At 47.7% G+C, this 4,047-nt stretch carries 5 protein-coding genes; 3 read left to right on the forward strand and 2 right to left on the reverse strand.

What is annotated here, in order from left to right:
* The 3 genes from CAG65_RS19505 to pyrF all read left to right on the forward strand — a co-directional run.
* Nucleotides 1–250: LapA family protein (locus tag CAG65_RS19505; protein ID WP_161454693.1), on the forward strand; the 250-nt coding region annotated here is incomplete at its 5' end.
* Nucleotides 251–269: 19 nt separating this feature from the next.
* On the forward strand, nucleotides 270–1,439 hold the full coding sequence (gene lapB / locus CAG65_RS19510) for a lipopolysaccharide assembly protein LapB (protein WP_021704020.1): 1,170 nt from the start codon (nucleotides 270–272) through the stop codon (nucleotides 1,437–1,439).
* An 88-nt stretch (nucleotides 1,440–1,527) separates the two neighbouring features.
* Nucleotides 1,528–2,223 carry an orotidine-5'-phosphate decarboxylase gene (gene pyrF, locus CAG65_RS19515; RefSeq protein ID WP_161454694.1) on the forward strand — a complete coding sequence of 232 codons (696 nt, stop codon included), beginning with the start codon at nucleotides 1,528–1,530 and terminating at the stop codon, nucleotides 2,221–2,223.
* Between the two features lie 57 nt (nucleotides 2,224–2,280).
* On the opposite strand, the gene miaE is transcribed toward pyrF, so the two are convergent.
* Both miaE and CAG65_RS19525 read right to left on the reverse strand, forming a co-directional pair.
* Nucleotides 2,281–3,057 carry a tRNA isopentenyl-2-thiomethyl-A-37 hydroxylase MiaE gene (miaE, locus tag CAG65_RS19520; RefSeq protein WP_161454695.1) on the reverse strand — a complete coding sequence of 259 codons (777 nt, stop codon included), beginning with the start codon at nucleotides 3,055–3,057 and terminating at the stop codon, nucleotides 2,281–2,283.
* 70 nt (nucleotides 3,058–3,127) lie between these two features.
* A complete protein-coding gene (locus tag CAG65_RS19525; protein WP_021704023.1) occupies nucleotides 3,128–3,892 on the reverse strand; it encodes a hypothetical protein in 765 nt (254 codons plus the stop codon).
* Nucleotides 3,893–4,047 lie beyond the last annotated feature (155 nt).

Genomic DNA, 4,047 nt, shown 5'->3' on the forward strand with positions numbered 1-4,047 from the left:
ATTTATTATTGCTCTCGCGCTAGGCTCTCAAAATCAGGAAGTCGTGACTTTCAATTATCTGGTCGCGCAGGGTGAATTCCATCTTTCAACCTTACTGGGTGTTGTCTTTGTCGTTGGTTTTGCGCTTGCAGGTGCTATTTTTGGCAGTATGCAGTTCAAAACTCAGTTACAGCTGAGAAAACTGAACAGACAGCTGAAAAAAACCAGTAAAGACAACGATACGTCGGTTGAAAACAAACCCCAAGCGTAAGTGAGTAGGTTGTTTATTAATGCTTGAAATACTGTTCTTGTTGCTGCCGATTGCCGCTGCCTACGGGTGGTATATGGGGAATCGCAGTGCTCAACAAGATAAGCAAAAACAATCCAATCAAATTTCTCGCCAGTATGTTACTGGTCTGAATTTGCTGCTGTCTGATCAATCGGATAAGGCAGTCGATCACTTTATCGAACTGCTCCAGGTTGATAACGAAACCATCGATACCCACCTGGCATTGGGGAATCTGTTCCGCTCTCGCGGGGAGGTTGACCGTGCCATCCGGATACACCAGAACTTAATTTCCCGCTCTGGGCTGACCGTTGATCAGAAGAACATCGCCCTTCAGCAGCTGGCCAAAGACTATATGGTGTCAGGTTTTCTGGATCGCGCAGAAAAAATCTTCGAACAATTAGTGGATGAACCGGATCATCGTGAAGCCGCTTTGCATCAATTAGTGGCCATTTATCAACAGACCAGAGAATGGACCAAAGCTATCCATTACGCGCACCTATTGGTCAAAATGGGTCGCAAGCGCATGCGAAGTACCATCGCGCATTTCTGGTGTGAACTGGCGATGATTGAAAAAGCGGACGGCAACAATGCCAAAGCAATCCAGAACTTCAAACGTGCCCTCACCGAAGATCCTAAATGTGTTCGGGCGAGTATCGCTCTGGGCAAGTTGTATCTGGAAAACGAAGATTACCAGAAAACCATCGACTACATGGAACAGGTGATCGATCAGGATATCGATTTTATCGGTGAGGTTTTACCGACGCTGGCGGAATGCTATCACCATATTGGTCAGGAAGATGGCTTAGTTGAGTTTCTGCGTCAGTGTATTGCCAACAAGGCTGGCGTCTCGGCTGAGCTGATGTTAGCTCAGCTAGTGGCTCAGCATGATGGGGTTGGCGCCGCTCAGGAGCTGCTGACAAGGCAACTGGTGAAGAACCCGACCATGAAAGGCTTCTACCGTCTGATGGACTACCATTTGGCGGAGGCCGAAGAGGGTCGTGCGAAAGAAAGTCTGAGTACATTGCAGAAGCTGGTTGGTGAGCAGTTGAAAGTCAAACCGCATTACCGCTGCCGTAAGTGTGGCTTCTCGACGCATTCGATGTACTGGCATTGTCCGTCTTGTAAAGGGTGGGGCAGTATCAAACCGATTCGTGGTTTGGACGGTGAATAGATTTGGAACGATTGGACATCCAATCACAAATGGCAGCGATGATCCCGCTGCCTTTTTTTAGGCTCAATAAAGAGAAATAGGAGATGAAATGATCGACCAGAAAGTTATCGTTGCACTGGATTATGACAATCAGGCTGATGCATTGGCATTCGTTGACCGAATCGATCCAAGCACTTGTCGTCTGAAGGTTGGCAAAGAGATGTTTACGTTGTTTGGTCCTGATTTCGTCCAAGAGCTGCACCGCAGAGGCTTTTCTGTGTTCCTGGACCTCAAGTTCCACGATATCCCGAACACGTGTTCTAAGGCTGTTCGCGCAGCGGCAGAATTGGGAGTATGGATGGTCAACGTGCATGCCAGCGGTGGCGAACGCATGATGACGGCGTCCAGAGAAATCCTTGAGCCTTATGGAAAAGACCGGCCTCTTTTGATTGGTGTGACGGTTCTGACCAGTATGGATCAATCGGATCTAAGAGGGATTGGTTTGGATGTGGCACCCCAGGAGCAGGTTATGCGTCTGGCGACACTGACCAAAAACGCGGGTTTGGACGGGGTTGTATGCTCGGCGCAGGAATCCAGCATGCTGAAATCCTCTCTGGGTCAGACGTTTAAATTGGTGACGCCTGGTATTCGTCCTGCAGGTACAGAAGCTGCGGATCAGCGTAGAGTGATGACACCAGTGGAAGCCGTAGCGGCGGGTTCCGATTATTTGGTGATTGGTCGCCCGATCACTCAGGCTGCCAACCCGGCAGACGTACTGGCTCAAATCAACGCATCATTGGTTTGAGTTAGCACCACACAAAGGCCAGCGATATGCTGGCCTCTATCGTGATGTTTTGATCACTCAGGCTGCTGTCGGCACACCACTGTGAAACTTAAAATCATCATCTTTGGACAAGATGAGCTGTGCTTCTATCTCACCAAAGAATGTCACTCGTTCACGGATGTCTTTTCCTGCAATTTCTTCGGCCAGCGTCAGATAATCCTGATAATGGCGTGCCTCTGAACGTAGTAATGACACGTAAAAGCGGCCAATGTCCTCATCCATATGCGGTGCGAGTTTGGCAAAGCGTTCACAAGATCGAGCCTCAATGTAGGCGCCAATGATCAATTTATCGACCAGCGTTTGTGGTTCGTGTGTGGCCATGTGTGACAAGAGACCTTTCGCATAGCGACTGGCTGTCACTGGTTCATAAACGATACCGCGTTCTGCCATGATCTCAAGAACCTGATAAAAGTGATGCAGCTCTTCTTTGATCAACAGCACCATCTTATCAATCAGTTCATGACTGTATGGCGAGTCTGACTTCGCCATGATGGTTTTGGATACAGTACTTTTGCCTTTTAACGTCGCCAGAGAACCACTTTTACGGTAAGCGAAATCCTCATAAGGCTTGAACCAGTCCAACAGAGTGTGAGCACTGGCTTTGTCCACTGCGTATTTGCGGATCAGGTACATGGCTGACTGACCGGCTTTTAACTCACACAAGAGATGGTCGATCAGAACGGTTTTGAGGTTTTCTGCTTTTTTGGCTTCGTTCACCCAGGCATCGGGTGTTTCGCAATGCAGAAACTGAGAGATGGGGGCCAGTAAGTTCTGGATGGCTTGTGTATTTATCATAATTCGGGCTAACAATAATAAAAAAGACCGCAATCAAGCGGTCTTTGTGACACTTCTGGTGGAGAGTATATTACCACTTTTTCTTTTCGCCAAAGAGCGCTTCCATATCGTCTTCGCGTTCTTTCTCTTCCATCATTTGCAATTCAGCGGCACTTTTCGTCTGACGACGTTGCTCCAGTTCATCGTGCATGGCCTGAAGTTTTTCGCGTGCCTGAGTTGAATAGTTGTCATTTTTGGTACTGAGCACATCCAGACCTTTACGCAACAGTTGCAAAGCGGTACCGGGCTGGCCTCTCACCATTGCGTCGTTGGCGCGTTTGACCACATTTTCAATATTGATGCGCACTTGGATGGTTTCCAGACGCGCATTCTCATTCACGTATGCCTGCGTTTCGAAACGCCCTTTATTGTGCTCGGAGCGAATGGTGTCGCGCAGACGTTTCACCAGCTTCAACATCACAATCGCCTGCTTGTCACTGCTTGGTACTTTGAATGATGCGGACTCATTGCCTTGATAGTTGTCTTTAAGCTGCTGTATTTGCTGCTTCATGTTATCGATGCGCTGCGCCAGCTGTTTGTTCTTCGGATCCAGCTCGTACATGGCGACAAGCGCATCCAGAATGCGGTTGTTAAGACACACCAGCAGATCTTTGCTGAATGGCAGGATGTGCGCGTTTCCGATCAGGTCTTCTGTTGCATCAATGATAGCAACGTATCGTGCGCTCTCTTGTTTGCGTGCGGTTTCCACTTTGAGCTTGTACTGCAGCATGATGTTATAACCCAGCACCAGAACCAGCAAAATGGCGATGAGAGCAATGATTAAACCTATATTCATAAACTTGGTATCTTTATTGTGTTCAAAGGCCTGTGTTTAAGGATACAAGATTCCGCGTATACTCTGCACCCTAAATACAACAAATTAGTATTATCGCTGTTGGTACTTTGAATATTAATGAAAATTTCAATAAAGAACACCAATATGAGTTATGG

The organism is Vibrio sp. V39_P1S14PM300 (assembly GCF_009904765.1).
GTDB lineage: Bacteria > Pseudomonadota > Gammaproteobacteria > Enterobacterales > Vibrionaceae > Vibrio > Vibrio proteolyticus.

Excerpts from the sequence above, each read along its gene's own strand:
- lapB (WP_021704020.1), top strand. The coding sequence starts at position 270 with ATGCTTGAAATACTGTTCTTGTTGCTGCCGATTGCCGCTGCCTACGGG.
- pyrF (WP_161454694.1), top strand. The coding sequence starts at position 1,528 with ATGATCGACCAGAAAGTTATCGTTGCACTGGATTATGACAATCAGGCT.
- miaE (WP_161454695.1), bottom strand. The coding sequence starts at position 3,057 with ATGATAAATACACAAGCCATCCAGAACTTACTGGCCCCCATCTCTCAG.
- CAG65_RS19525 (WP_021704023.1), bottom strand. The coding sequence starts at position 3,892 with ATGAATATAGGTTTAATCATTGCTCTCATCGCCATTTTGCTGGTTCTG.